General features: G+C 34.3%; 27 protein-coding genes and 1 pseudogene. 15 read left to right on the plus strand and 13 right to left on the minus strand.

The window, feature by feature from the left end; translation table 11 throughout:
• The first annotated feature begins 15 nt into the window (after nt 1-15).
• The gene (locus tag NBT05_RS05730) at nt 16-801 is read left to right on the plus strand and encodes an IS4 family transposase (RefSeq protein WP_265772523.1); all 786 of its coding nucleotides are present in this window, start codon (nt 16-18) and stop codon (nt 799-801) included.
• Nucleotides 802-830: 29 nt separating this feature from the next.
• A pseudogene (locus NBT05_RS05735) lies at nt 831-1,172 on the plus strand (transposase); the annotation flags it as partial.
• 10 nt (nt 1,173-1,182) lie between these two features.
• Here NBT05_RS05735 and NBT05_RS05740 read toward each other — a convergent pair.
• Together NBT05_RS05740 and NBT05_RS05745 are read right to left on the minus strand one after the other, a co-directional pair.
• Complete coding sequence (locus NBT05_RS05740; RefSeq protein ID WP_265772526.1) at nt 1,183-1,614, minus strand: IS1595 family transposase; 432 nt, start codon at nt 1,612-1,614, stop codon at nt 1,183-1,185.
• Nucleotides 1,615-1,650: 36 nt separating this feature from the next.
• The gene (locus tag NBT05_RS05745; RefSeq protein ID WP_265769582.1) at nt 1,651-2,085 is read right to left on the minus strand and encodes an IS1595 family transposase; all 435 of its coding nucleotides are present in this window, start codon (nt 2,083-2,085) and stop codon (nt 1,651-1,653) included.
• 159 nt (nt 2,086-2,244) lie between these two features.
• Between NBT05_RS05745 and NBT05_RS05750 the strand changes: the two genes are divergently transcribed.
• Nucleotides 2,245-2,523 (plus strand): hypothetical protein, encoded by a 279-nt coding sequence (locus NBT05_RS05750; RefSeq protein ID WP_265772527.1) that lies wholly within the window; start codon nt 2,245-2,247, stop codon nt 2,521-2,523.
• A 10-nt stretch (nt 2,524-2,533) separates the two neighbouring features.
• On the opposite strand, the gene NBT05_RS05755 is transcribed toward NBT05_RS05750, so the two are convergent.
• A complete protein-coding gene (locus tag NBT05_RS05755) occupies nt 2,534-4,228 on the minus strand; it encodes a helix-turn-helix domain-containing protein (protein ID WP_265772529.1) in 1,695 nt (564 codons plus the stop codon).
• Nucleotides 4,229-4,590: 362 nt separating this feature from the next.
• Here NBT05_RS05755 and NBT05_RS05760 point away from each other — a divergent pair, with 362 nt between their 5' ends.
• The 4 genes from NBT05_RS05760 (at nt 4,591) to NBT05_RS05775 (ending at nt 6,836) form a co-directional block, all read left to right on the plus strand.
• Complete coding sequence (locus NBT05_RS05760; protein ID WP_265772530.1) at nt 4,591-4,791, plus strand: hypothetical protein; 201 nt, start codon at nt 4,591-4,593, stop codon at nt 4,789-4,791.
• 28 nt (nt 4,792-4,819) lie between these two features.
• The gene (locus NBT05_RS05765) at nt 4,820-5,026 is read left to right on the plus strand and encodes a hypothetical protein (protein ID WP_265772532.1); all 207 of its coding nucleotides are present in this window, start codon (nt 4,820-4,822) and stop codon (nt 5,024-5,026) included.
• Between the two features lie 257 nt (nt 5,027-5,283).
• Nucleotides 5,284-6,219: an OmpA family protein gene (locus tag NBT05_RS05770; protein WP_265772534.1), complete on the plus strand. Its 936-nt coding sequence runs from the start codon at nt 5,284-5,286 to the stop codon at nt 6,217-6,219.
• A 32-nt stretch (nt 6,220-6,251) separates the two neighbouring features.
• Nucleotides 6,252-6,836, plus strand: a complete 585-nt coding sequence (locus NBT05_RS05775) for a hypothetical protein (RefSeq protein WP_265772536.1) — start codon at nt 6,252-6,254, stop codon at nt 6,834-6,836.
• A gap of 130 nt (nt 6,837-6,966) precedes the next feature.
• On the opposite strand, the gene NBT05_RS05780 is transcribed toward NBT05_RS05775, so the two are convergent.
• Nucleotides 6,967-8,649 carry an ABC transporter ATP-binding protein gene (locus NBT05_RS05780; RefSeq protein ID WP_265772537.1) on the minus strand — a complete coding sequence of 561 codons (1,683 nt, stop codon included), beginning with the start codon at nt 8,647-8,649 and terminating at the stop codon, nt 6,967-6,969.
• Between the two features lie 105 nt (nt 8,650-8,754).
• Here NBT05_RS05780 and NBT05_RS05785 point away from each other — a divergent pair, with 105 nt between their 5' ends.
• Nucleotides 8,755-10,212 (plus strand): HAMP domain-containing sensor histidine kinase, encoded by a 1,458-nt coding sequence (locus NBT05_RS05785; protein WP_265772538.1) that lies wholly within the window; start codon nt 8,755-8,757, stop codon nt 10,210-10,212.
• Nucleotides 10,213-10,228: 16 nt separating this feature from the next.
• Complete coding sequence (locus NBT05_RS05790; protein ID WP_265772540.1) at nt 10,229-11,008, plus strand: enoyl-CoA hydratase/isomerase family protein; 780 nt, start codon at nt 10,229-10,231, stop codon at nt 11,006-11,008.
• 17 nt (nt 11,009-11,025) lie between these two features.
• Here NBT05_RS05790 and nadD read toward each other — a convergent pair whose 3' ends face one another.
• The 8 genes from nadD to hemH form a co-directional block, all read right to left on the minus strand.
• On the minus strand, nt 11,026-11,607 hold the full coding sequence (gene nadD / locus NBT05_RS05795) for a nicotinate (nicotinamide) nucleotide adenylyltransferase (protein WP_265772541.1): 582 nt from the start codon (nt 11,605-11,607) through the stop codon (nt 11,026-11,028).
• Between the two features lie 2 nt (nt 11,608-11,609).
• Nucleotides 11,610-12,533 carry an Abi family protein gene (locus tag NBT05_RS05800; protein WP_265772542.1) on the minus strand — a complete coding sequence of 308 codons (924 nt, stop codon included), beginning with the start codon at nt 12,531-12,533 and terminating at the stop codon, nt 11,610-11,612.
• A 164-nt stretch (nt 12,534-12,697) separates the two neighbouring features.
• Nucleotides 12,698-13,270, minus strand: a complete 573-nt coding sequence (gene gmk, locus NBT05_RS05805; RefSeq protein WP_265772543.1) for a guanylate kinase — start codon at nt 13,268-13,270, stop codon at nt 12,698-12,700.
• A gap of 31 nt (nt 13,271-13,301) precedes the next feature.
• The gene (locus tag NBT05_RS05810; RefSeq protein WP_265772544.1) at nt 13,302-14,162 is read right to left on the minus strand and encodes a YicC/YloC family endoribonuclease; all 861 of its coding nucleotides are present in this window, start codon (nt 14,160-14,162) and stop codon (nt 13,302-13,304) included.
• A 169-nt stretch (nt 14,163-14,331) separates the two neighbouring features.
• A complete protein-coding gene (locus NBT05_RS05815; RefSeq protein WP_265772545.1) occupies nt 14,332-14,883 on the minus strand; it encodes a CopD family protein in 552 nt (183 codons plus the stop codon).
• 12 nt (nt 14,884-14,895) lie between these two features.
• Nucleotides 14,896-18,018, minus strand: a complete 3,123-nt coding sequence (locus NBT05_RS05820; RefSeq protein WP_265772547.1) for a WD40/YVTN/BNR-like repeat-containing protein — start codon at nt 18,016-18,018, stop codon at nt 14,896-14,898.
• Nucleotides 18,019-18,131: 113 nt separating this feature from the next.
• Nucleotides 18,132-19,526, minus strand: coding sequence for an MATE family efflux transporter (locus NBT05_RS05825; protein WP_265772549.1), 1,395 nt, complete (start codon nt 19,524-19,526; stop codon nt 18,132-18,134).
• A 2-nt stretch (nt 19,527-19,528) separates the two neighbouring features.
• Nucleotides 19,529-20,563 carry a ferrochelatase gene (gene hemH / locus NBT05_RS05830; RefSeq protein ID WP_265772551.1) on the minus strand — a complete coding sequence of 345 codons (1,035 nt, stop codon included), beginning with the start codon at nt 20,561-20,563 and terminating at the stop codon, nt 19,529-19,531.
• A 217-nt stretch (nt 20,564-20,780) separates the two neighbouring features.
• Between hemH and NBT05_RS05835 the strand changes: the two genes are divergently transcribed.
• The gene (locus NBT05_RS05835) at nt 20,781-20,951 is read left to right on the plus strand and encodes a hypothetical protein (RefSeq protein ID WP_265772552.1); all 171 of its coding nucleotides are present in this window, start codon (nt 20,781-20,783) and stop codon (nt 20,949-20,951) included.
• A gap of 7 nt (nt 20,952-20,958) precedes the next feature.
• Here the strand turns inward: NBT05_RS05835 and NBT05_RS05840 are convergent, their stop codons facing one another.
• On the minus strand, nt 20,959-21,849 hold the full coding sequence (locus NBT05_RS05840; protein ID WP_265772553.1) for an AraC family transcriptional regulator: 891 nt from the start codon (nt 21,847-21,849) through the stop codon (nt 20,959-20,961).
• Nucleotides 21,850-22,033: 184 nt separating this feature from the next.
• On the opposite strand from NBT05_RS05840, the gene hemA reads away from it, so the two are divergent.
• From hemA to NBT05_RS05865, 5 genes are all read left to right on the plus strand, one after another.
• Nucleotides 22,034-23,284 (plus strand): glutamyl-tRNA reductase, encoded by a 1,251-nt coding sequence (hemA, locus tag NBT05_RS05845; RefSeq protein WP_265772554.1) that lies wholly within the window; start codon nt 22,034-22,036, stop codon nt 23,282-23,284.
• 1 nt (nt 23,285) lies between these two features.
• Nucleotides 23,286-24,200, plus strand: coding sequence for a hydroxymethylbilane synthase (gene hemC / locus NBT05_RS05850; protein ID WP_265772555.1), 915 nt, complete (start codon nt 23,286-23,288; stop codon nt 24,198-24,200).
• Between the two features lie 57 nt (nt 24,201-24,257).
• Nucleotides 24,258-24,560: a type II toxin-antitoxin system RelE/ParE family toxin gene (locus NBT05_RS05855; protein ID WP_265772556.1), complete on the plus strand. Its 303-nt coding sequence runs from the start codon at nt 24,258-24,260 to the stop codon at nt 24,558-24,560.
• A 1-nt stretch (nt 24,561) separates the two neighbouring features.
• Complete coding sequence (locus tag NBT05_RS05860; protein WP_265772557.1) at nt 24,562-24,846, plus strand: addiction module antidote protein; 285 nt, start codon at nt 24,562-24,564, stop codon at nt 24,844-24,846.
• Between the two features lie 156 nt (nt 24,847-25,002).
• Complete coding sequence (locus NBT05_RS05865; RefSeq protein ID WP_265772558.1) at nt 25,003-25,605, plus strand: uroporphyrinogen-III synthase; 603 nt, start codon at nt 25,003-25,005, stop codon at nt 25,603-25,605.
• Nucleotides 25,606-25,607: the final 2 nt, after the last annotated feature.

Below are 25,607 nucleotides of genomic sequence, written 5' to 3' on the forward strand. Positions count from 1 at the left end.
AGTTTAAAAACTGTTATGAACTCTGGAAAATATGTCTTTGCACAACTTTTACAATTTATAAACAAGTATGAGTTTGAAAAATGCGTAAAGAGGTACAACGGAGATTACAGATTCAGAAATTTTAATTGCTGGAATCAATTCATCCAATTGTTCTTTGGTCAATTGACTTCTCGTAATTCTTTGAGAGATATAGCTACTTGTTTAAAAGCACATAGAAGCAAATTATATCATCTTGGATTCAGTGGGTATGTAAACCAATCTTCTTTATCTCGTGCAAATGAGCGTAGAGATTGGCGGATTTTTGGAGATTTTGGACAATATCTTATTGATCAGGTCCGACCTCTTTATAATTCATCTCCAATACCAAATGTCAACTTAGACAATGAAGTCTTTGCCCTAGATTCCACTACAATTTCTCTGAGTCTTATGTTATTTAATTGGGCTCCTGGAAAATATTCTAAAGGGGCTATAAAGATTCATACATTACTGGATCTCAGAGGTAGTATACCTTCATTTATACTAGTAAGTGATGGAAAATATCATGACAGTAACATATTGGATTTGTTAATTCCTGTGCCTCATGCTATTTACCTGATGGATAAAGCTTATGTCGATTTCCAAGCGCTCTATCGTATTAATACTTGTGAAGCTTTTTTTGTCACAAGAGCTAAGTCAAACATAAGTTATGACATCGTAGAGGAAAACTTTAATATCGATAAGACAACTGGTCTTAGAAGCGACAAAATAATAGTTCTAAATGGTATAAGTCTAAAAAACTATATCCAGAACCTCTTAGATTAGTAGAATACTATGATAAGAAAAACGATACGACACTACTATTTCTGACCAACAATATAGAGGTGTCAGCACTTGAAGTGGCAAAACTCTACCGTAATCGCTGGCAAATAGAAACCTTCTTTAAGTGGATAAAGCAAAACTTAACTATAAAAAAGCTTTGGGGACATACTGAAAATGCAGTTAACACTCACGTATGGGTGGCTATATGCACATACTTGATAATAGCTCGTGTCAAACACTCTATAAAGAGTGAATTATCCATTTATCAAATTATACAAATCTTAGGCATATCCTCAATGGATAAAACACCAATAAAAGAATTGCTTACCAAAACAATTTCAAAACAAAATGTCAATGAACAAATAAAATTATAGGGTTACCCATTTAGTTCGCAATAATTTTTAGTTGGTTAATAGTTATGGGTTCATGGCTAGTGCAACGTTCTATTATTTTATCTAGGATTGACACCCTGTGGTTCCGTCTATTGAACCTAAAGAAATATTCATCGATGTATTTTTGAAGGTATTCTTTATTACAATAAGAATGAACCCCTCTCAACCAGTTTTTAAAGTTCCTGATCTGTATGTGCAACATTTTAAAGTTTTTTCCTTTGTTTGATAAAGTTTGTTTCAAGTCAGGGTATTCTTCTTTGATTGGGTGATAACCAGGCCAACCATCCGCTAATATACTGGCATCATTCTTTATATGCGTGTCAAACAATGGTTTTAAAGACCTGGCGCTATAATCTTCTATAACTTTAGCATAGCCCCTTCCAGACTTACCATCCCTGTATTCAAAAGCAACGACTACCCTCATTTTCGTATCACTTTTACTTCTTCCCTGTTCCCCCTTTTAGGGTGTACCTATCTCGAACTCATCAACATGGACTTCATCTTCTAAAGGGTACTGCTCACTGCTTTCCATAGCTAACTGTACTTTCTGGCGAAATGCCCATGTTGTTTTTTGGTTCAAACCAAAACGTTCTGCTAACCAAATACTATTTGCCCCTTTCTTACTAGTGGAAACCTCGTAGAGCATCCCAAAGGCTTTAAGGATATCAAACTTAAGTTTATGAAATAGGGTTGCTGCCGTTGTAGATTCGTCATAACCGCATTTACTACAACGACGGCTATAAGGTTGCTTGCCCTTTGTGTAAGCAGTTGAGCTACATCTCCTACAACTATAGCCGTTTTCCCATTTTAATCTTGCCAAAAACTTATAACAATCTTCGTTAGTTGTAAACCGATCTATAAATACCTGTCTATCAAGCTCTTTTAATATCTTCATTTGTGAAATATTTACCTATAATTTACAAAATAATATCCTCACTTACAAGTATTTGAGACTTAAATGGGTAACCCTATTAAATTATTCAATTAATAAATCTTAACGCATCAGTACTAAAACGTAAAAATAAATTTAGACAGAGTTTAGTTTACACAACCAGTGGGACTATTAGCTACTTTTTTAGGTAAAAATGAATTCATAATTTTGGATGAACCTTACAACAGTTTAGATTTTTATTCTAGAAAATATCTTTCAAAATTGATTAGAAAGTATAACGATGCGTGTAGCACTACTTTTTTAATTTCAAGTCATAACCTGGATGAAGTTATAACTGTATCCTCAAGAGTAATTATTTTGAAAAAAGGTATTATAGTTACTGATTCTCCTACAACCAATATTTCCAAAGAAGCTATTGAACAACAATTGGATAATTCATAAAACTCTAAATTCACGAATTTGGATGTTTTTTCTGTAATTCTTTTATAAAATAAAATGGAGTAATCCCAGTTTCCTTTTTAAAGGCATTTGTAAAGGATTCGCTTTTTTTAAAACCAATTTCATTGGCAATAGCTACTAGCGTATACTTTCTAAAACTAAGATTATTTTTAAGTTTTTTAATAGCATAGTTCACCCGCAAATTATTAATATACTGAACAAAGTTTTTTCCTTTTTTTGCAGAGATTACTTTTGACAAATATTTACTATTCGTTTGTAGTTGTTTTGCTAAATTAGGTAAAGTAAGTTCTGCTCTTAAGTAATCATGATTTTTTTCAAACTTTTGCAAACCCTCTAAAATATGAACTATAATCTCTTCAGAGATATCCAATTGATATGATGGTTTTTTTATATTAGTAGGTACTTCTTTTTTTTGATCATTTTCCTGATTATTATATAGAGTCAAAAACCTAGTTTGATAGCTTTTTCTTTTATAATATTGATAAATAAAACCGGATAAAATCAATATACTTCCTACTAATAAGACAATGATCCAAATCATTTTTTTTCGATCTTTTTGCTTAATGTTAAAAATAATTTGATTCCGTTCTGCTTTTAACTTAGGTATTTCATAATCAGTGTAGAGATTTCTATTTAAGAATACTTCATTTTCGTGATTAATACTATCCATATTAATCAACTTATTTAAATAATAGAACTGACTTTTTAATTCTTTTTTACTTTTATAATGGTTTATTAGTTCTATATAGGTTTTACGATAAAAAGGATTGAGAACATTTATTTTACTAATAATACTATCAACAATTAGGTAGTGTTTTAAACTTTGTTCAAATTTTCCAATTTTTTTATTTATAGTTCCTAAGTAATAATTTATATGCGCTTTTACCTCTTCACTTTGAACTGAATCTAAACATTTCTTTAAGATTTCATTAGCTCTTTCATAATCTTCCTTATAAAATAAGTTAATTCCTTTATTTGCTATGAAATGATTGTAATATAATGTATCATTAAGTTCTTGAGATATTCTAATTCCTTCATTAATATAATATTGAGCAGAATCTAACTTACCAGTCTCATTATAAATATTAGATATATTAAAATAAAGAATTAAATAGCTTTTTTGAGATGAATTACTTTCTCTTTTCAGCATATCTAAACTTTTAAAATAAGATTCTAAGGCTCCAAATTTATCACCTAATTCATACTTTACGAGACCTAAATGATTGTAATTTCTTCTAATTAAATTAGTATTATTTTTACCAAAGTCCTCAATTTTTATAAAATCTAATAGAGCATTTTTTAAATCGTTATTTAGATAGAAATCCACCCCTCTTTCTAATAATTTATCTTCTGGATAACCGTTAATTGGTTTTAATTCTCCCAATTTAATAATACTATCTAAATATGATAAGTATTTATCTCTATTATTTTTTCGATACAAATAAGAACGTAATTCATACCCTCCCATTAACGTAGCCGTATCCCCTTCCTTTTTAGTTCGTGCAATTATAGCATCTGTATAAATGATCTTAGCAGCACGAGTAGTATCTGCATAATAGCGTTCCCACATGTAGTCATAAGATACATTTTTAAGAGAATCTGCTACTTTTTGAGATTGTAAGTGTTCACAAAAACAGAGAATAAGGAGGATAATAAGGTAAAAGTTATTTCCTTTTTTAAAATTCATTAAGTTTTTTATCAATAGGCTGCAAAATAAAAGCTTACAAGGCAGTATATCAAGTTTTTTATCATCCAAATTCGCGAATTTGGATACCATATTCCCGGAATAGGGATATACTTCCCTTGTTTTAACGTGGTTTCTCCGCATATATTTGTTTCATATTAAAAACAACATTCAAATTATCAAAATTAGGTTTTTATGTTCTTTTCTCTTTTAGAAATTGTCATTGAAATATCAAATTTCGTATGCTCCCTTTGTATCGGATGTATAGAAAGCGTACTTCATACTATTTTCTAAATAGAAGATATAAATGCAAAGGTCATTCATCAAAAATAACATTTAAAACATTCATCAATTAAATCAAAATCATGTTAGAAAACAGTAAAATCTCAAAATTAAGCATGTGTCAAATGCAAAGTATCAACGGAGGTACTACAAATCAAGGATCACCTAATATTCAGTTTGACTGGGATGCAGATCCGGATACCTATACAGGAGAAGAAAATCCTGTAGTATCGAATCCTAACAGTCCTTTTAATAAGAAAGATCCGCGTAATATTCCATTATAAAAATTTATTCATCAATTAAATCAAAATCATGTTAGAAAACAGCAACTTTTCAAAATTAAATGTAAATCAAATGCAAAGTATCCAGGGTGGTACTGTAAATAGTACTAATTATCCGGACCTAGATGATGGTAGTGACCATTGCCCTTCGGCTATTAATCCTGATGGTACTTTTAATAAAGATAGCGGTTGGTGCGGTAGCGGCCCGGGTGGAAGCGGAGTTAATCCTATGGGATAACTTGTGACATAGTATATAAGTTATCAACTAATAAATTTTCAAACAAGATAACTTGGAAGCCTTTTAGTAAAAAGGTAATATAAGAGTATATGAACAAGTTAGATTAACCCCCAATTTAAAGGTTAATTATTTTGTAACCAATATGTAAAAAGACTACTTCTTAAAGTGGTCTTTTTCTGTTATCTATAGTTAAATTCAGGTTATTTAATTTTTTTTTAATAACTTTCCTTCTTTAATAACACACAAATAACCACTATATGAGTAAGACTATGTACTTGCTAGGTATTATCCTAACTATCATTCTGGGTACCTTTTTGCAATATTCTTTTTGTTGTAGTGCTCCTGAAGAAACAATAGTTGAAGAAGAAAAAATTACTGAAAAAATTCCCGTAGCTCCTGTTGTAGAAGAAACTCCTGTAAATGCATTTACCATCAGCGAAAACGGAGGAGATTTCAGTTATACGGTTGCTCAAGATAATATTAATTTTGCATTATCCGGAGAAACCCATTTGGAGCCAGTAAAAACGGAAGTAGATACCGGAATACTTAAATTAGCCTCTTATCTAAACGACAATCCGAACAAAGTAATTAATATCACCGGGTACTATAAATCTTCAGAAAATTATTCAGGGGCTTTACCTAATCTAGGGGTTGCACGGGCGACGGATGTTAAAAACTACCTAGTGGCTAAAGGAGTAAATTCTAAGCAAATTAACACCTTTGGAGAAATAAAAGAAGATGTGCTACTTAGAGATACTACTATTATTGGACCCCTTTCTTTAGTGGTGGAAACTGACAACGAAGCAGATAAGGAAGCGGCAGCAGAAGAATTAGAAGATATGGCAGCCCGTATCAAAGCAGACCCTTTGGTCTTATATTTCAATACAAACGAAAGTGAAATCAACTTGTCAGCCGAACAAAGACAAAAAGTTGCTGATATTTCTAGATACCTAGACAAGGTAGAAGGTGCTACTTGTCTGGTAGTAGGTCATACGGATAGTGTAGGGCGTTTAACTTCAAACATGAAATTAGGACAGGAACGAGCAGATTTTGCAAAAGAATACCTAATTCAGAATGGTATTGCTGCTGCAAAAATTGAAGCTAGTTCGAGAGGTCCAAAAGATCCAATTGCCAGTAATAATACTAAAGAAGGACAGGCAAAGAACAGGAGAACTGTTATTACCTTAAAATAATCTAAAAACTAATCACACTAAAATTAATACTTATGAATTTACCATGTTGGATATGGCCTATTATTACTGGAATTATTTGTGCTATATTGGGATACTTATTAGGAAGGTTACTTTCTCAAGGGGAAGATAATTCGGATGAATTGGCTTTATTAAAAAGAAAAAATGATTCTTTAGAAGACGATTTAAGAGCTTGTAAGGCCAAGACTTCTTCTCTTGAATCGGATCTATCCAAATGTAATTCGGATCTGGCTGCTAGTAAATCAGCACCTAGTACTTCTGCTAGTAATTCTTTTACAGCAAGCGCCCCACCTGTATTATTACCATTTGACGGAGCTGCAGCAAAAACAGCATTTGGCAAAACCGTAAAACAAGACGATTTAAAAATCGTAGAAGGAATCGGACCAAAAATTGAAGAATTGTTCCATAGTTTTGATATTAAAACCTGGAAAGCTTTATCTGAAACCTCAGTAGAAAAATGTCAGGAAGTTTTAAATTCCGGAGGAAAACGATTTGAAATTCACCGACCAGCATCCTGGCCGGAACAAGCAAAGATGGCGTACGAAGGAAAGTGGGTCGAATTGTACAAATGGCAAAATGAATTACATGGAGGTAAATAATAGTTGGACTTCCAAAGAAATTTAGAAAGATAAATTGAATAAACCCGCTTTTTAAGGCGGGTTTATTCATTACAAATAATTCATAAATGTAAGCGTAAAGAAGGAATTAGATAAAACATAAGTCTTTATGTCATGCATCACTAATTTTAGGAATAGCTGAAATCAATTTTTGAGTATACTCCTTTTTAGGATGTTTGTAAATTTCTTCGGCATCTCCTTTTTCTTCAATGTTCCCCTGGTTCATGACGATTAACTGATCTGACATATACTTGACTACAGCCAAATCATGAGATATAAAAATATAAGTAAAGCCATAATTATCTTTAAGGTCATTTAGTAAATTCAATACCTGCGCCTGTACGGATATATCAAGAGCACTTACGGATTCATCGCAAATAATTAGTTCGGGTTGTACGGCAATCGTCCGGGCTATTCCGATTCGTTGACGTTGACCACCACTAAATTCATGAGGATAACGGTAAAAATGTGTTTCGTCTAATCCAACCTGCTTTAATAATTCCTGTGCTTTCACTTTACATTCAGTTTTAGTGCTATAAAGCTTATGATAAAGCATCGGTTCCATTATAGCACTGCCTACCGTCATTTTAGGGTTTAAAGAAGCAAAAGGATCCTGAAATATAAGTTGAACATCTTTTCTAAAGTAAGAAAGCGCTTTCCCCGAAAGGCTAGTAATATCTTTTCCTTTATAAAATATTTCTCCTTCATTTTCTTTGGTCAGACGCAAGATAATATTTCCAAGGGTTGATTTTCCGCAACCCGATTCACCAACTAATCCCAGCGTTTCTCCTTTATAGATACGAAACGAAACATTATTTACTGCTTTTAATTCTTTGGTTTTAAATAAAGATAACTGTGAGTAAAAAGATTTCGATACATTTTTAACTTCTAATATAGGTTTCTGACTATACAATTTCTGGTGGGCAAGAACTCTATCCTCGCGAGAGACGACCTCTGGCAAAAACCCTTTTCTCCCATAGTCCGAAACAGTAGGTAGCCTTTTAAGTTTAACAGATAAGGAAGGTCGAGAATATAGTAAAGCTTTAGTATATTTTTCAACCGGATTTTTAAACAATGTTGAAGTTTCTCCTTGTTCAATAACTTTTCCATGGTACATGATCACCACTTTATCTGCAATTTCAGAAATCAAAGCCAGGTCATGAGAAATAAAGAGAACGCTCATTTTGAATTCTTTTTGTAATTCCTTCAATAGCAAAATAATATCTTTCTGAACGGTTACATCCAGAGCTGTAGTTGGCTCATCTGCAATTAAAAGTTTAGGATTACAGGCGATAGCCATGGCAATCATGATCCGCTGCTTCTGGCCTCCGCTCAATTGATGCGGATAAGACCGATAAGCACGGGTAACATCCGGTAGTTTTACTTTTTCAAATAAAATAAGTACTTTTTGCTTTATTTCTGCCTGAGTTAATTGTGTATGTAAGGATAATACCTCTGCGACCTGTTTTCCACAAGTCATGGAAGGATTTAAAGAACTCATCGGTTCCTGAAAGATCATTGCGATATCATTTCCCCGTAGTTTTGTATACGTAGTAGGAGCTATTTGTGTCAAATCTTCGTTATCAAAAAGAATAGTCCCTTTAGTAATTTTAGAAATATTTTTAGGTAACAACCCCATAATGGCGAGGGAAGTCACTGATTTTCCACTTCCGGATTCCCCTACCACACCTACGATTTCATTTTTAGCGATATCAATAGAAATATCAGATAGCACCTCATTTTCAACAGAACCAGTATAAAAAGAAACGTGCAGATTTCGTACAGATAGCAACATGGGTACTAAGTAAAAGAAGTTATTTTATAAATGTACTATTTATAATACAATCTAAATAGAGAGTTGGACTGATATTTGTTATCTTGGATGCAACACCCCGGTTTAATGAAACTTAGTAAATTTTCTTTACGAACCCGGATTTTTATATCCATGACTTTATTGGTACTGATCGCTTCGGTATTGATAGCCGCAGTTGCTATTTACCAGTATCGTGAAGAATCCGAAGATTATCATAAAGAGCGATTGGAACGTAAAGAAGAACGAATCCAGATCGCTATCGATAATGCCCTGCGAAGCACAACTTTTCCGGTAACCGAAGAAAATATTCCGTTAATTTTTAGGGAGCGGGAACGTATTTATCAGATTTCTCAAGAACATTCCTTACCCATTCATATCTACAGTTTGTCTGGTAGTTTATTAGTAAAATCAGAAAATAGTTTATGGAATGATACGATCAATAAGCAACTTAAAAGAGCTATTATTGATACTTTAGAATCGCATATTTCTAAACGTTATTTAATCATTTCTGAAAAGAATAATAAGCGTTTTCTGTCTTCTTATACTTATATTACTGACAGTAGATCCAAACCTTTGGCTATTATTAACCTACCTTATCTAGAAGATGATGACCTAATTACCCGTGAACTGATTGAATTTCTAAAACGTTTAGGTGGGGGCTTTATTTTGATCTTGATGATCGCTATACTTTTAGCCTATTTTTTATCTGCATATATCACCCGTTCTTTAAAATCCATATCAGAAACCCTGGATCAAACTCGATTAGATAAACGAAACAACCGTATTGAGGTAGGAGAATCCGGAGGGGAATTATATTCATTAATCCAGGCTTATAACGGAATGATCGATGAACTGGAACAAAGTGCGGCTAAACTTGCTAAAAGCGAGAGAGAAGCTGCCTGGCGGGAAATGGCAAAACAGGTGGCTCATGAGATTAAAAATCCGCTGACTCCGATGCGATTGACCGTACAAAGTTTTGAAAGAAAGTTTGACCCAAAAGATCCGGATATTAAGAAAAAGGTACAGGAATATAGTAATACGTTGATTCAACAAATTGATACCATGAGTTCTATTGCTTCGGCTTTTTCAAATTTTGCGCAAATGCCTGCTCAGAAGAGTGAAACCCTGGACGTAGTTAAAATTGTCAGGTTGGCTTTGGATATTTTTAATGAAGATTATATTGTATTTCCGAATGCCGAGGAATCCATAATTGCCAAATTTGATCGTACGCAATTAATAAGAGTGGTGACAAATCTTGTTAAAAATGGTATTCAGGCCATACCTGAAGAACGATCGCCGAAGATTATGGTTAATGTTTTTGCCGAAGATACTGATGTGGTAATCACCGTTGCAGATAATGGAATTGGTATTGACGATGAAAATAAAACGAAGGTCTTTGAACCTAAATTTACTACCAAGACCAGTGGTATGGGGCTCGGGCTAGCCATGGTAAAAAATATAGTAGAAACTTACAATGGTAGTATTACTTTTATATCGCAACCGGATAAAGGAACGGTTTTTAAAGTTAAATTTCCAAAAAGCTAATTATAAAATTGTATATATGTACACTAATATACTAGTTTCTTCTGAAGAAGGAATTACTAAAATAACTATCAACAGGCCTGCAAAATTAAATGCTTTAAATAAAGTTACTATTGAAGAATTACATGAAGCTTTTAATAGTGCTAATCAAGATAATCAAACACAAGTTATTATCCTTACCGGAACCGGCGAAAAGGCTTTTGTAGCCGGGGCAGATATTAGTGAGTTTGCTAATTTCTCAACAAGACAAGGAGCAGAATTGGCTAGGAGGGGACAGGAACTTTTATTTGATTTTATAGCTAATTTAGAAACACCGGTAATCGCTGCGATTAATGGGTTTGCCCTAGGAGGCGGATTAGAATTAGCGATGGCAGCACATTTTAGAATTGCAAGTGAAAATGCCAAAATGGGTTTGCCTGAAGTTTCCCTGGGAGTCATACCTGGTTATGGAGGGACGCAAAGACTACCACAATTAGTTGGTAAGGGGCGTGCTATGGAAATGATCATGACTGCAGGTATGATCGATGCGGATCAAGCGGAACTGTACGGATTGGTAAATCATGTGGTACCTTTACCGGAATTACTTCCTTTAGCTGATAAGCTAGCTTCTAAAATGATAAAAAACTCTCCAATAGCTATCACTTCTGCTATTAAAGCCATTAATTCCGGTTTTACTGAAGGGGAAAATGGTTTTGAAAGGGAAATTGAGGAGTTTGGTAATTGTTTTGGAACCGAAGATTTTAAAGAAGGAACCCGGGCATTCTTAGAAAAAAGAAAGGCGAATTTTAAGGGGAACTAATTCATACCTTTAATTTTTTACCTATAATAATTCGTTTCGTCCAGGTAGGTAAATACTTCGGGAGGAAGTAACGGCATGATATTTTTTTGTTCTTTGATGGCTTTTCGAATAAAGGTAGAAGAGATTTGCATAATCGGAGCGTTTACTTTATGAATTTTCTGATGACCTTGAAATTGATGTTCTCCGGTTTTTTCTGAAATTCGGGGATACACGTAAATATGATGATTTTCTAAAATGGTTTCGTAATTCTTCCATTTATGAAAGCTTTTCAGATTATCTTCTCCCATAATTAAATGAAAGCTATTCTTTGGATATTTTTCTTGCAAGTAGGCTAAGGTATGTACCGTATAATTAGGTTGTGGTAGATTAAACTCAATATCGCTGGGTTTTAATTTTAAGTAAGGTTCCGTTGCCCGAAAAACCATTTCTAAACGGTGGTGATTATCTAGAAGTGTATTTTTCTTTTTAAAAGGATTATGTGGTGTAACAACAAGCCATACTTCATCCAAATCGGAGTATTCAGCTATATGATTAGCGATGGCTAAATGCCCGATATGAATGGGATTAAAAGATCCGAAAAAAAGTCCTGTTTTTCTCATTGTTATTTCCATAAAGATTCTGATTCCCAATTATTTGGAAAACCCAAACCCCGTGTATTAATATCAGGAAATCTGCTAAGCAATTCTTTAATTTTATCCTTGAATTTATTATAAGGGTTAACTCTATTGGTAAGATATGAAGTTATACAAATAGCAGCATACATATTAAGTTCTTTATCTTTAGTTGGTTGATTTTGGTTTTCCCATGTTTGCACCCATTCATAATGAGGAGATTTAGACCAAACCGGACTAATAATTAATACGATATTCCATAATCTACTATGATGTGCACAAATGTTTCTTAAATAAATTATAGTATGGATCCAAGATTTGAATACCTCATGATGTAAACCAAAATGCTTAGCTATAACTATTTTTTCTTCTTTATCTTTTAAGTTTTTATAAATAGAAAATAAGGTGTTAAAGGAAAGGGTTTCAAAACTCTTCCAGCAAGGAGGTATGTATTGCTCATATTTTCTACTATATTTTTTGATAAATTCATGATTAGAATCCTTAGTATGAACAGAAAGTTTTTTTAAAAGTTCTATATAAAATAGGTAACTTTTAAACGCGTCCTTATTCTCAAACCAAAATCCGGAATTAAACTTATGGGAAAGATGAAATATTAATTGAGTTCTAAGAGCAATTTCAATCTGTTCGATAGCATAGAACATAACTATTCTTAATTCACTATCAAACTGATAAATTTTAAAAATTTGATCAAAATGAATATTTGATTTGAAAATTTCGTCATTCTTTGGTTCATTTAGAAAAGGATACCAATAAGCACTTAACCGATTATAGCTAATATTAGATAATATGGTTTGAACATTTTTTCTATTTTTAACAATAAGACCACGAGATTCAAGTAAATCTACTTGTTTACTAAATGATTTGGGAAGTTTACTGTATATTATTTTATTCATAAAAACAAAAAACCCGCCAAAAATGCGCATTTATCGTATCTTAAGATAGAACAAAGAGGCGAGGCAGGTATTGATGTTGTAAAAATACAAAAATTCTTAATTTCAAAACTACCCACTTTTGAAAATATAGATGATTATAATTTCAAAACTTTACTTTAATTAAATTATACTTCTAGAAACTTTTGTACTAATTGATAAACTTCTTGTTTTGCTTTTTCAAGATCATCGTTAGTAACAATGGCATCAAATTGAGGAGCGGTTGCCAGTTCAGTAGAAGCTTTGGCTACACGCATATTAATTTTATCTTCGGACTCCGTTTTACGTTTCTTTAAACGAATTTTTAATTCCTCAATACTAGGAGGTTTTATAAAAATAGCCAAGGTTCGTTCCGGGTAAATATGCTTTATATCTAAACCTCCTACTACATCAATATCAAAAATTACATTTTTACCATGATCCCAGATACGCTGCACTTCAGATTTTAGAGTACCGTAAAAATTATCCCGGTACACTTCTTCCCATTCTAAAAATTCATCTGCCTTAATTTTATCTTTAAATTCCCTTAAGGATAAAAAATAATAATCTTTTCCGTCACGTTCTCCGGAACGAGGTTCTCTTGAAGCCGCTGATATTGAAAATTCAAGGTTCAGTTCTTCTTTATGTAATAAATCTTTAACCAATGTTGTTTTTCCACTTCCTGAAGGAGCTGACAGTACGATCAGTTTTCCACTTTTCATAACACTATACTTAACTATTCATTCCTTTGATCTAAAGGATGTTTAGTAATTGTTCTTTAATTTTTTCTAATTCATCCTTCATTTGTACCACAAGTTGTTGCATAGGGGCGTAGTTACTTTTACTACCAATAGTATTAATTTCCCTTCCTATTTCCTGTCCGATAAACCCTAACTTTTTCCCATTAGAATCTTTAGAATTCAAAGTTTTAGTGAAGTAATCCAAATGATTAGATAACCGCACTTTTTCTTCGGTAATATCAAATTTTTCCAGATAATAAATTAACTCTTGTTCAAATCGGTTTTCATCTACCTCTTCTTTTAAATCTTCTACCGCTTTTCGTAAGCGTTCTTTTACTACTTCAATACGCTCAGGATCAATTTTAATAACTTCTTTCAATAAATTTTCAATGATGGTAATACGATTTTTAAAATCCTCTTCCAGCACTTTTCCTTCATCTTTACGATAAGCATCTATTTTGGAAAGAGCAGTTTTTAATCCTTTTATGATTTGATTAAACTCATCTTCATCTACTTCTTCTCGCACTGTCTTTAACGCATCCGGCATTCGGATAGCCATTTTTAATAAATCCCCTCTATCACCTTCCTTGTAAAATGAAGCTAACTGTTTTATATAATCAGATACAATAGGTTCATTAATTTTAGTAGCGTTTTCATCCCCGGTAATTTCTAAGTACAAGCCAAAATCTACCTTCCCCCGTTCCAAAGTTGCCGAAATCAGTTTTCGCATTTCTAATTCCTTTTCCCGATATTGAGATGGAATTCTGGCGTTGATATCCAGGTTTTTACTATTTAAAGACTTAATTTCAATAGTAATTTTTTTAGTAGGAAGCTGAAGTTGCGACTTCCCAAAGCCAGTCATTGATTTGATCATAAAGAAAAGGTAAAAGTTGCACGAATATAGGGAAAAGTCGTCAGCTTATTAGAAGTGCTTTTTTAGATATTTTAAATATTGCATATAACGGTACTTTCTAAGGTGTAACTAAAAGATAAAAACAGTTTTAGTACAAGGGAAGGTACTTCATAAATCAACAAACATAAAATTAAGCCCTCGGGTTTTTATCTCGAATTCTTTTGTAAACTTTTATTCCTAACATTAAAAAGATACCTAATAAAATAATTCCAATTACTCCGTAGATCCAATTAAAGGCACTTTTAACAATCACTAAAAATACTACTGAAAATAAAATGAGTGTAGCGCCTTCATTCCATAAACGCATTTGATTAGAATCCCATTTATAAACCTTGTTTTGCAGTTGTTTATAAATTTGATGGTTTTTTAAGTGATATAAAATTAATAGTACTACAAATCCTAGTTTAACATGCATCCAGGATTGTAGTAACCAATCCGGAAGAAGAAACAATAACCAAACGGCAAAAAGCGTCGCTAAAATAGCAGAGGGCCAGGTAATAATAAACCAAAGTCGTTTAGTCATTAATTTTAACTGACCTACTAAAATATCTCTATCCGGTTGTGGCTTTTGGCTGGCTTCAATTTGATATATAAAAAGCCGCGGAATATAAAATAATCCGGCAAACCAGGTAATTACAAAAATCAGGTGAAGGGATTTTATGTATGGATATATTTCTAACAATATGCTATCATTTTATTTTTCCTCTACTAACAAATAATTCAACTTTAAATCTATAAACTCATTATTGAATGTTTTTACTTCTTTAGAAAGTAAACTATCAAATGTAGTAAGTTGTTTTTCGATCTGTTGGGTTAATTCTTTTTTTACTGCAATATCCTGATCTGTGGGTCCAAAATCCCCCATGCCTACTAACGAATTTAAATGTCCTAATTTATTGGTTAAGCGTATTGGGAAATTCAAAGGGTCTTGGTTACTTTTATTTTGAGTTTGATATAATGCCTTTTCAATTTTGCTAAAGTCCTTTTGTAAGTTCTTCGCTTTTTCAACTAAAGCTTTGGTTTTTTCATCTTGTCCGTATTCCTTTTCAAATTGACTCAATTGTTTATTGATCGTTCGGATTTTTTTGATTGATTGATGCGCACGGTCAACTACTTTGTTAACTTCCGTAATAAAATTAAATTGTTGTTGCATTTGTTCAGGGGTAGCTTCAGCTCTAGGATCTGCTAAAATTTTAAATTCTTGGGTAGCGATTGCCTTATTATTAACTGCCAAACTTACTTTATAAGTACCCGGAACAGCTTTAGGGCCATCTAGATTTGCCCACCATAATACCATGCTGTCTAGTTTTTCCGCCCCTTTACCTCGCATATTCCAGGTAAACAGGTTAGAACCTTTTTCTACATCCGGAATTTCTAGTTTTTTACTTCCTTTCTTAACACTAGAATAATAAGTATTAATCGTATCATTCTTAGTGGTTAAATAGGTAAGCGAAATCGTATCCTTTTCTTTATTAAAAGTATCCAGGTAAAAATAAGTCATTACCCCGGCAGGGTGATTTATACCTTCGGTTTTAGCATCTTTTACACTACTACCTTGCATACGATAGCTAGGTTTAGGTTGTAATAAAAAAGAAGAATTAGTTCCGGATTTTTTATTATTAAGTTGTCGAATTACGGATAAATCATCCAATATCCATAAACTCCGGCCTTGAGTAGCAACAATTAGATTGTCTTCTTTTACTTTTAAATCTGTTATGGGAACAATTGGTAAATTCAGTTGAAAAGGCTTCCAGGAGGTTCCGTCATCAAAAGAAATGTACATTCCGGTTTCTGTACCAGCGTACAACAATCCTTTCTGTTTTAAATCTTCTCGAATAACACGGGTAAAATGTTCCGGCGGAATTCCATTTGTAATTTTTTTCCAGCTTTTCCCATAGTCTGTAGTTTTATATAAATATGGTGTAAAATCGCCGGTTTTATATTTAGTTCCTGCAATATAACAAGTCCCAGCATCAAAAGTACTTGGTTCGATACTATTAATCATCATCCATTCAGGCATACCTTTAGGAGTAACATTTGTCCAGGAAGTACCCCCATCTTGCGAAAGATGAACCAAACCATCATCGCTTCCTGTCCAGAGAACTCCTTCTTTTACCGGACTTTCTGCCGCGGCAAAGATAGTTCCGTAGTATTCTACAGAAGTATTATCTTGAGTAATCGGCCCACCTGAAGATTTTAAGGTTTTAGGATCATTTCGGGTTAAGTCCTTACTTAAAATTTTCCAGCTTTGACCTTCATTTTCGGTCATATGTACATGGTTAGAAAAAGTGTAGAGTCGATTCGAATTGTGTTTTGAAAAGAAAATAGGGAAGTTCCATTGAAACCGATATTTCATATCTTCAGCCCCATGCCCCATAGGGTTATCCGGCCACACACTGATAGATCGTAGCGTTTCGTTTCTATGGTTTACCCGGGTCAAAAAACCATCATAACTACCCCCGTATACAATTTCATTATCCTTAGGATCCACCGCAATATGTGCAGATTCTCCACCAGCCGTAGGCTCCCAATCCCTTTCTGAAATACTGGATCCGGTAGTTCTGTGATTGATTCTAATAGTAGAATTGTCCTGTTGAGCAGCATAAATACGATAGGGAAAATGATTATCCGTAGTCACCCGATAAAATTGTGAAGTCGGTTGGTTACGATATGTACTCCAGGTTTCACCGCCATCGTAGGTAATTTGAGCTCCGCCGTCGTCTCCTATAATCATTCGGTTAGGATTTTCCGGGGCGATCCACAGGTCGTGATGATCCCCATGGGGGGCACGGTAACTGCTAAAATTTTTGCCTCCGTCCTTACTTTTATGGTAAGAAACATTTACTACGTATACCACATCTTTATCCTTAGGATCTGCATAAATCCTACTATAATACCAGGCACGTTGGCGTAAAGCCCTATCATCGTTGATATGCTCCCAGGTATCACCACCGTCGTCACTTCTGTAAATACCCCCTTTTTCTTTATTTTCTACAATTGCCCAAACCCGTTCGCTATCCACGGGAGAAACCGTTACTCCTATAATTCCCAACGTATCTTTGGCAAAACCTTTATTTGTAGAAATTTCTTTCCAGGTCGTTCCACTATCCGTACTTTTCCAAAGGGCAGAGCCTTTTCCACCAGAACTTAAACTGTACGGGGTTCTACGGGCATTCCAGGTAGAAGCATATAGAATTCTAGGGTTAGTTGGATCTAGCGTCAGGTCAACAGCTCCCGCATCAGCGTTAGCAAATAATATTTTTTTCCAATTCTTACCACCATCTATGCTTTTATAGATACCCCTGTTTTCAGTAGGCTTATAAATATTACCTAATACCGCGGCATACGCTATATCCGGATTAGTAGGATGAATTATAATTCGAGGTACATGACGACTTTTCGGTAAACCCGAAGAAGTCCAGGTTTTTCCGGCATCAACGCTTTTCCCAATACCGTAACCAGAAGAAACGTTACCACGCAAAGTTTTTTCTCCCCCACCCACATAGATTACATTCGGGTCACTCTTAGCCACGGCAACTGCACCTACGGAACCGCCAAAAAATCCGTCGGATATATTGTTCCAGGTTCGCCCACCATCTGTAGTCTTCCAAACACCACCGCCTGTTGCCCCGAAATAATACAAATTAGGTTTTCCTGGTACTCCGGTTACTGCTGCACTTCGTCCGCCTCTAAAAGGGCCAATTAAACGATATTCCAGCGCATCATATAATTCTTCTTTGAGTTCCTGGGATTGAAGTTCCTGCGGAAAGGATAGAAAAGAGAATAGCAATCCGAATAAAAGTAAAATGTGCTTCATAATGTTGAGTTTAGTAGAGATGTATGATATATTGTATAAAAGTGACTGCGACCATTCTTCACGTGATGTAAAGATAAGTTTTTGTTATCTAAAAATTTGTAAATAGGATAACATTACACCGCCAAAGGCTCTGCAACCCTTAAATCCCTCTTTACCGCTTTATGCAAATAATACCCGGTGACTAAAGTAGAAAGCACATCAGCAATAGGAAAGGAAATCCAAACTCCGAATACCCCAAAAAACGGAGGAAGTATAAATAACAATGGTATTAAAAAGAACCCTTGTTTAGTAAGACTTAACAATAAAGCCGGTACTACTTTTCCAATAGCTTGAAAGTAAGAAGAACCGACTAATTGCACTACGATCACGGGAGTTGCTAAAAATACCCAACGAAGGGCGTTTGGGGTTCGCTTTAGAATTTCGGCATTATCAGCTGCCGTTTTAGGGTTCAAGGAAGGCTTATTACTTACAAAGATTGAAACAAAAAACTCAGGGAATGCCATGATGACCGCAAAAATACAGATGGCTAAAATCCCTCCGTACTTTATGGAAGTATTAATTACTTCCCGGACTCTTTTATATTTTTCTGCTCCGTAGTTAAATCCGGCGATCGGCATAAAACCCTGATTAATCCCAATAACCGGAAACAAGGCAAACATTAACATCCGACTAATAATCCCATAAGAAGCTACATCCAGTGCATCTCCAGTCCTAACTAAAACGTTGTTTAACAGAATGGTCAAAACACTGATAGTTGCTTGTCTCGCTAGGGTTACAAAACTTAAACCACTGATTTCTTTGACGACTATTGGTTTTAATTTGAAGCATTCAAATACTAATCTCAACTCACTTTTATAAACAAAAAACCAGGCAATAAAACCAAAGCAAATGCCATAACTAATAAAAGTAGCCCAGGCAGCCCCTTCCATTCCGTATCCCAAACGGTTAATTAAAATATAATCCATTAAAATATTACCAATTGCAGGTAAAATCATGGCAATCATGGCAAATCGTGGCTTCCCTTCGGCGCGGATCACATTATTACCCATCATACAAAGAGAAAGCATCACAATACCATATAATACAATCCGATAGTAGGTAAGCGCCATATCCTGAAAAGAATCATCTGCCCCGAAAAACCGAATTAAGTTATCTTGAAAAACAAGACCAGCAATCGCCAGACTTCCTGAAATTAATAAAGTAAGGGTAATCTGATTACCAAATACCCGAAGGGCTTTGTCCTGATCACCCGATCCCAACGCCCGGGAAAGCACCGAACTGCCCCCGATACCAATGGCCAACCCAATGGCACCTATAAAAAAAGTAACGGGTATAACGACGGTAATTGCAGAAATAGCAAGCGGACCTATCCATCTTCCTAAGAAAACGGTATCTACAATCATATTTAAGGACATGACCAAAATACCAATAGAAGCAGGAACGGCTTGCTCGATAAGCAACGTACCAATAGGTTTGGTTCCCAGGGTTTCGGATTTGGAAACTGCCATCCTTATGCAACGGGGATATCAGTGGTTACCCAGGATTCAATCCATTGCGATACCACTGCAGCCCAATCATTCCGATCATTTAAACAGGGTATAGTAGTAAATTCTTTACCTCCTACTTCATGAAAAATTTCTTCGCCTTCCATGGCAATTTCCTCTAAAGTTTCCAGGCAATCAGAGACAAACGCCGGAGTTACAATTGCCATTTTTTTCACCCCCGCTTTTCCCATTTTTTCGATAGTTCGATCCGTATACGGTTGCAACCACGGGTCAAAACCTAACCGGGATTGAAAAGAAGTAGAGTATTTGTTTTCTTCCAGATTTAAAATTTCGGCTACCTGTCGGGTAGTTTCATAACATTGGTGCCGGTAACAATATTCATGAGCGGGGGATGGTGTTTTACAACAAGATCCATCTAGCTTACAATGAGACTTGGTAATATCACTTTTACGAATATGCCGTTCCGGTACACCGTGATAAGAAAATAACAAATGTTCATAATCCAGGCCATCCAACTTTTCACCAATACTTCTGGCAAGTACTCGGATATATTCCGGATTTTTATAAAACGCGGGTATATCGGTAAAAGTCATTTCCGGGAAATGTTGCTGACGCAATTCTTCGGCTAATACTAGTATAGTTTCAGTCGTAGCCATGGCAAACTGCGGGTATAAAGGGATAATAAGCACTTCGGTAACCCCGGCGTCCTGTAATTTCTGTAATCCTTCTTTTATAGACATCGCTCCGTAACGCATGGCTAATATCACCGGAACATCCACTTGTTGAGCCACTTTTTGTTGTAATCGTTCTGATAGGACAATCAGAGGCGAACCTTCTTTCCACCAGATCTTTTTATAAGCCGCTGCGGATTTTTTAGGGCGCGTATTCAAGATTATTCCTTTAACTAAAAGCGTTCGCGCCCAGGTAGGCACATCAATTACCCGGGGATCCATTAAAAATTCTCCCAGGTATTTTTTAACATCTTTCGGATCCGTACTATCAGGAGAACCCAAATTAACAAGGAGTACACCTTTACTCATATTTTTCTTTTTCTTTCACCGTTAAAAATACGAACTATTTAAAGGACAGTTATTAAAAAAGTGATAAGAGTTTCCATACTAAGAATTGAAATCCTCTATTATCATATACTTGAAAATAGCACCTGGTAAAATAAATTCGTTCTGTTATTAAGCGCGTATTAACCTAAGATACTTTTAATTTTGTATTTTAGAAAGCTAATTACATAATATAAAAGCAATGAAACGAATCATAATTGACGTAGAAAAAGAGAAGTTGTCTTTTCTTATGGAACTTTTAGAAAATTTTGAATTCGTATCTGTTCTGGACGATACGGACGAAGAAAACAGGGGGATGTACGACTCTATTGTTTCCCTACAAAAAGGAGTAGGCATCCCAATGAATGATTGATAATTCCTCATAAAGTATGAGAAACGTACTTTTTTGGGGTAGTGCCAAATTTTTTCTTAAAGGCCACAATAAAGTGGCTCGCCGTACTATATCCGACCTTTAAACCCACCTCGTTTACATTTAACTTACCTGTCTCCAATAATTGTCGGGCAACTTCCATTTTATAATCAAATAAAAAAGTGTACACCGGATCTCCGTAGATTTGTTTAAAACCATCTTTTAGTTTATTAAGGGGCAAACCTATTTCATTAGACAATTCTTTTAATGTAGGAGGTTCTGCCATTCGGCTAATAATAATGTCCTTCGCCTTTTTGATTTTCTGAATATTCTCTTCATCTACCAGGAACGGACATCGTTCCAAATCCGTATCTTCGGATTTACTAAAATAAAGGCTTAATAATTCATAAATCTTACCTTTTATATATAAAGTCTTCACCGAAGTATTTAGGTTGAACCCAATGATTTGATTTAAAATTAAAGATATAGCCGGCGAAATTTCAATGTCGTCATAGTATTTCTTTCCGGCGTTTTCTTCATTAAGAAAGGAAATATATCCGGATTCCCTTGAAAATAACGAATGAAATTTTTCAATAGAAATTAAAACGGAAACCAGCGTACTTTCCTTCTCTAAGGTAACATCCATCGGTAAACCTTGTTGCGGATTATAAAGTAAAAGTGTTCTGGAGGTACGAAGCGGTAAGTGATAAGTACCCTGATTAAAAGCAAATTGAACACTACCTTCCGTACAAAAGTGAAATTGAATAAAACGGCTTCCGATAGCACGGGTTATCTGTTGTGGCACTGTTAACATATTAGTATTAAGCAATACAATAAAACCTGTTTCCAATACAATTTCTTCAGAATTTCTTTTGTCGATATTTTTAGCTATAATTTCCATTCGTATATCGTATTAAGGAACTATTGTTATTAAGTAAAGTGCTTCTGTTTCAGTAAAACTAAGGATTTATTTCTATTTTACTATTCAATCTCTTAAAATCCTCTGGCGATATTTAAAAAACTTGGTGCGTTATTACAACGAAGTCTTAGGCTGTATTTTTGCAAAAAGAAATTGTTAAAAGTACATGGAACAACACCTACGTGCACAAGGCACTACTTTTTATGTGGTTGGCTTAAGCTATAAAAAAGCCGATGCTGAGGTTCGAGGTGATTTTAGTATTGATGAAACTACTAAGAAATCTATTCTTAAACAGGCAAAAAAAGAAAAATTTCCTGGACTATTAGTGATCTCTACCTGTAATCGTACAGAACTTTACGGTTTTGCCAAATCTTCCGAAGAATTAATAAAACTTTTATGTGAACATACTCATGGTACTATAAAAGAGTTTAAAAAAGTAGCTTACGTCCATAAAAATAATGAAGCAGCCAAGCATTTATTTCGGGTAGGAACCGGGTTGGATAGTCAGATACTAGGTGATTTTGAAATTATAGGACAGATCAAGTCTGGTTTTAAAACTGCCAAACAATTAGGAATGATTAATCCATTTCTGGAACGATTGATCAATGTTGTGATACAAGCAAGTAAACGAATTAAAAACGAAACTGAAATTTCTACCGGGGCAACTTCAGTTAGTTTTGCAGCGGTGCAGTATATTTTAGCAAAAGTCCCATATATCTCTGATAAAAATATTCTTCTTTTTGGAACCGGTAAAATTGGAAGAAATACCTGTGAAAACCTTGTAAAACATACAAAGAACGATCATATTGTTCTAATCAATAGGACTAAAAATAAAGCAGAACAGATTGCCGGAAAATTTGATTTGGTTGTTAAAGATTTTGAAGTTCTAAAAAACGAAATTGATAAAACGGATGTGTTGATTGTCGCTACAGGCGCCAGGAATCCTACGATTACTAAATATATGATTACCTCAGATAAACCTGTGTTGATTCTGGATTTATCAGTTCCTAAAAATGTACATACGGATGTAGGGGAATTGCCAAATGTGACGCTGGTACATATGGATTATTTATCTAAAATGACGGATGCTACTTTACAACGTAGGCAATTGCAAATCCCAAAAGCGGAAAAAATCATTAAAGAAGTCGAATCTGAGTTTTACGATTGGATAGAAACTCGAAAATTTGCTCCAACGATTAAAGCGCTTAAACAAAAGTTGCATACCATGAAGGATGCTGAAATTGAAACGCAGCGTAAAAAGATTAGTGACTTTAATGAAGAACAGGCAGAAATTATCAGCAATCGTATCATTCAAAAAATTACCAACCATTTTGCCAGTCATCTAAAAGATGAAAACACGTCAAAAAAGGAAAGTATCGATCTGATCCGAAAGGTTTTTCAAATTCAAAACAAATAAGGTGAAAAAAGTAATTCGGATGGGTACCCGAGATAGTGAATTAGCCTTATGGCAAGCTACTACAGTACAAAGTCAGTTGGAAGCATTAGGTTATAAAACGGAGTTGATACCAGTTAAATCGACTGGGGACCTAATTTTAAACAAACCATTGTATGAACTGGGGATTACCGGAATTTTTACAAAGACCCTGGATGTAGCGATGATTAGTGGACAGATTGATATTGCGGTTCACTCCATGAAAGATGTACCTACCGCATTACCGCACGGGATTGTGGAAGCTTGTATCTTAGAAAGGGCAAAGGTTCAGGATGTATTAATTCATAAAGGACTTGATTTTTTAGAATCCGAAGGCACGATCGCTACTGGAAGCCTTCGGCGGAAAGCGCAGTGGTTACATAAATTTTCAAAGCACCAAGTCGTGGATTTAAGAGGAAATGTTAATACTAGAATGCAAAAGTTGAAAGATAGCACCTGGAACGGAGCTATTTTCGCAGCAGCAGGACTAGAACGAATCGATTTAATGCCGGAAAATAGCTTGACCCTGGACTGGATGATTCCTGCCCCGGCGCAGGGAGCCATGTTAGTAGTAGCCAATGAAAAAGATACGTATTGTAGAGAAGCCTGTACGCAACTAAACCATAAAGAAACCGAGTTGTGCGTACATATTGAACGAAATTTTCTAAAGGAACTAGAAGGGGGATGTACGGCACCCATCGGGGCGTTAGCTCAAGTTAGAGATAAACAACTTCTTTTTAAAGGTGCTTTGTTTAGTCTCGATGGAAAGCAAAAAATTTCTTTAGATAAAAAAATTGATCTAACTGATATTAAAAATCCGGGAAAACTTTGGGCAAAAGAAATTTTAAATAAGGGTGGAAAGGAGTTGATGTTAGAAATAAAAAAAGAACTTACTAGTTAAAATAATTGTAGTTTTTTTATAAATATTTAAATTCGTATTCATCTAGAGACAGTTGGTATGTTTTTTATTGAGAAAACAAAAGAGTTTAATAAATGGTTTAGAAAATTAAAAGACTCAAAAGCTAAAACAAAAATTCTTTATAGAATTCAAAGATTAGAAAATGACGAACATTTTGGAGATTGCAAACCTGTAGGTGATGGAATTAAAGAAATTAGAATAAATTTTGCTAAAGAATATCGTATTTATTTCAAGGAGAAAAATGGGAGAATAATTATTTTACTAATAGGTGGAGATAAATCAACTCAACAAAAAGATATTAAGAAAGCAAAAGAAATTTGGAATAAATTAAATAATTTATAAAATGGAAACTTCAAAATTTGATATTGCAGATTATCTAGACAGTAAAGAAATGATTGTAGAATATCTTAATACTGTTCTGGAAGAAGGTAATGATGCTGATATGGTTGTTGCTATTGGTCATGTTGCAAAAGCAATTGGAATGTCGAAAATTGCGGAGGAAACTGGGTTGAGTAGACCTAGTTTATACAAAGCTTTATCGGATGGGGCTAAACCTCAATTTGCAACTATTGTAAAAGTGTTAAAAGCTATTGGCGGACAGATTCAAATAAATCCTTTGTCAGCTTAAAAAATACAAATATTATTAATTCTTCTATTATATCTTATCTATAGTTGTAGTATAAATAGTAGTATTAGAGATACTATAAAAAATAAAACCCTCCTGTCTACAAAGACCTTACTCCCGGCTCAAAAAGAATTACTATTAAACTCCGGAGTAGGTTTGGTGTCTTATGATGCTATCAAGATTAAAAGTAAAGCCTTTGAGCTTCCGGATAATTTTAATAGTATTCAAAACCTTATTATTACCAGTAAAAATGCCTGGGAAGCAATAAAAAACAGAGATACTACTATTGCTAATAGCATAAAAAAGAAACGATTTTTTTGTGTAGGTGCCAAGTTAAAAAGGATTATAGAAGATACAGGGAGTAACGTAGTTGAAGTAGCTGATAATGCTTCTGCTTTAGCAGAAAAAATTTATAATCAGTATAAAGCGGAAAGTTTTCTTTTTTTATGTGGAAACTTACGTAGAGATGAACTACCTGACTTACTAACAAAACATCAAGTTTCTTATATTGAAAAAATTGTCTATCATACTACTTTTAACTACCAGAAATTTAACCGTACTTTTGATGGAATTCTGTTTGCCAGTCCTTCAGCAGTACAAAGTTTTTGTAAAGTAAATAATATAGGGGATAGTACCGCCTTTTGCATTGGAACTACTACAGCTGGTGAAGCAAAAAAGCATACCAAGAATTACATGATAGCCAATCATCCTTCCATAGAAAGTATGATTGTACAGGCAATTAAAACATTTAGAAAAAGCTAACT

Source organism: Aquimarina sp. ERC-38 (assembly GCF_026222555.1).
Classification (GTDB): domain Bacteria; phylum Bacteroidota; class Bacteroidia; order Flavobacteriales; family Flavobacteriaceae; genus Aquimarina.

Excerpts from the sequence above, each read along its gene's own strand:
- NBT05_RS05730 (WP_265772523.1), top strand. The coding sequence starts at position 16 with ATGAACTCTGGAAAATATGTCTTTGCACAACTTTTACAATTTATAAAC.
- NBT05_RS05740 (WP_265772526.1), bottom strand. The coding sequence starts at position 1,614 with ATGAGGGTAGTCGTTGCTTTTGAATACAGGGATGGTAAGTCTGGAAGG.
- NBT05_RS05745 (WP_265769582.1), bottom strand. The coding sequence starts at position 2,085 with ATGAAGATATTAAAAGAGCTTGATAGACAGGTATTTATAGATCGGTTT.
- NBT05_RS05755 (WP_265772529.1), bottom strand. The coding sequence starts at position 4,228 with ATGAATTTTAAAAAAGGAAATAACTTTTACCTTATTATCCTCCTTATT.
- NBT05_RS05760 (WP_265772530.1), top strand. The coding sequence starts at position 4,591 with ATGTTAGAAAACAGTAAAATCTCAAAATTAAGCATGTGTCAAATGCAA.
- NBT05_RS05765 (WP_265772532.1), top strand. The coding sequence starts at position 4,820 with ATGTTAGAAAACAGCAACTTTTCAAAATTAAATGTAAATCAAATGCAA.
- NBT05_RS05770 (WP_265772534.1), top strand. The coding sequence starts at position 5,284 with ATGAGTAAGACTATGTACTTGCTAGGTATTATCCTAACTATCATTCTG.
- NBT05_RS05775 (WP_265772536.1), top strand. The coding sequence starts at position 6,252 with ATGAATTTACCATGTTGGATATGGCCTATTATTACTGGAATTATTTGT.
- NBT05_RS05780 (WP_265772537.1), bottom strand. The coding sequence starts at position 8,649 with ATGTTGCTATCTGTACGAAATCTGCACGTTTCTTTTTATACTGGTTCT.
- NBT05_RS05785 (WP_265772538.1), top strand. The coding sequence starts at position 8,755 with ATGAAACTTAGTAAATTTTCTTTACGAACCCGGATTTTTATATCCATG.
- NBT05_RS05790 (WP_265772540.1), top strand. The coding sequence starts at position 10,229 with ATGTACACTAATATACTAGTTTCTTCTGAAGAAGGAATTACTAAAATA.
- nadD (WP_265772541.1), bottom strand. The coding sequence starts at position 11,607 with ATGAGAAAAACAGGACTTTTTTTCGGATCTTTTAATCCCATTCATATC.
- NBT05_RS05800 (WP_265772542.1), bottom strand. The coding sequence starts at position 12,533 with ATGAATAAAATAATATACAGTAAACTTCCCAAATCATTTAGTAAACAA.
- gmk (WP_265772543.1), bottom strand. The coding sequence starts at position 13,270 with ATGAAAAGTGGAAAACTGATCGTACTGTCAGCTCCTTCAGGAAGTGGA.
- NBT05_RS05810 (WP_265772544.1), bottom strand. The coding sequence starts at position 14,162 with ATGATCAAATCAATGACTGGCTTTGGGAAGTCGCAACTTCAGCTTCCT.
- NBT05_RS05820 (WP_265772547.1), bottom strand. The coding sequence starts at position 18,018 with ATGAAGCACATTTTACTTTTATTCGGATTGCTATTCTCTTTTCTATCC.
- NBT05_RS05825 (WP_265772549.1), bottom strand. The coding sequence starts at position 19,526 with ATGGCAGTTTCCAAATCCGAAACCCTGGGAACCAAACCTATTGGTACG.
- hemH (WP_265772551.1), bottom strand. The coding sequence starts at position 20,563 with ATGAGTAAAGGTGTACTCCTTGTTAATTTGGGTTCTCCTGATAGTACG.
- NBT05_RS05835 (WP_265772552.1), top strand. The coding sequence starts at position 20,781 with ATGAAACGAATCATAATTGACGTAGAAAAAGAGAAGTTGTCTTTTCTT.
- NBT05_RS05840 (WP_265772553.1), bottom strand. The coding sequence starts at position 21,849 with ATGGAAATTATAGCTAAAAATATCGACAAAAGAAATTCTGAAGAAATT.
- hemA (WP_265772554.1), top strand. The coding sequence starts at position 22,034 with ATGGAACAACACCTACGTGCACAAGGCACTACTTTTTATGTGGTTGGC.
- NBT05_RS05855 (WP_265772556.1), top strand. The coding sequence starts at position 24,258 with ATGTTTTTTATTGAGAAAACAAAAGAGTTTAATAAATGGTTTAGAAAA.
- NBT05_RS05860 (WP_265772557.1), top strand. The coding sequence starts at position 24,562 with ATGGAAACTTCAAAATTTGATATTGCAGATTATCTAGACAGTAAAGAA.